Origin of the sequence: Oceaniferula flava, from assembly GCF_016811075.1 — a bacterium.
In the GTDB taxonomy this organism is placed as follows: Bacteria; Verrucomicrobiota; Verrucomicrobiia; order Verrucomicrobiales; family Akkermansiaceae; genus Oceaniferula; species Oceaniferula flava.
Genome location: NZ_JAFBGL010000033.1, coordinates 1 through 960, shown reverse-complemented (window position 1 = coordinate 960; position 960 = coordinate 1). Strand labels below are relative to the sequence as shown.

Here is a 960-nt window from a genome sequence, read left to right as displayed (position 1 = left end):
AGTCCTCCTGTGGTCAGCACGGTTGGTGAGGTGCTAAAGCGACATGGCCTTGTGAAGGCAAGGAAGAGACGAGGAGGTGTCTTTAAGGTGGAGCGCAAAGAACTGACGGAACCTGAACGTAGCAATCACGTGTATGGGGTGGACTTCAAGGGCTGGTTTAATACGCAAGACGGCGAGAGATACGATTCTCTAACAGTAAGTGATCTTCACAGCCGTTTCCTGCTGAAAGCGGAGGCTTTACCCCAAGCGACGACACGATGGACGATGCGTGCGTTTCGCAATATGTTTAGGGAGTATGGGCTGCCGGAGATCATTCGTGTGGATAATGGTGCACCGTTTGCCTCGATGGGGGCGGGAGGTTTAAGCCGATTAAGCGTGTGGTGGATCACGCTGGGAATCGAGGTGCAATTCAGTCGGCCAGGCTGCCCTCAGGACAACGGGAGTCATGAGCGAATGCATCGGACAATGAAGGCCGAGTGTTGCCGTAAAGCGAGTGTGCATATGAGGGCTCAGCAGCAGAGGTTCGATCGCTGGCGAAAGGAGTTTAACTGCGAGCGTCCTCATGAAGGAATAGGAATGCAATTACCTGCTGAATTGTATCAACCTTCGGTAAGGCGTCTGGATGAGTCTATCAAAATACCGTTGTATGATCTCGGAGTTGAGACACGGAAAGTGAGTCAAAGCGGATTTATCGCACACAACAAGCGGCAGTGTTTTGTTGGCGAGGCATTTTCGGGAATGGAAGTGTCAGTCGATGAGGCTCAAAAACCCGGACTGACGCTGGTTTGCTTCGCGAATGTGAAGCTGGGCTGGCTGGAAAATTCTCCCAACGCTCGGCTCCGGCCTACGGCCTACGCCGAGCGTTGGGAGAGCAAGACTTGCAATAATGAAGGAAGAAGCTAAACAAGAAGTGTAACCTATGTGGTCGGTTTGTTAGTAACCCATGTGCCAGTTCATACC

At 52.0% G+C, this 960-nt stretch carries 1 protein-coding gene; it reads left to right on the top strand.

What is annotated here, in order from left to right; genetic code table 11:
- On the top strand, positions 1–903 hold a 903-nt coding region (locus JO972_RS16730; protein ID WP_309491233.1), incomplete at its 5' end, for an integrase core domain-containing protein.
- Positions 904–960: the final 57 nt, after the last annotated feature.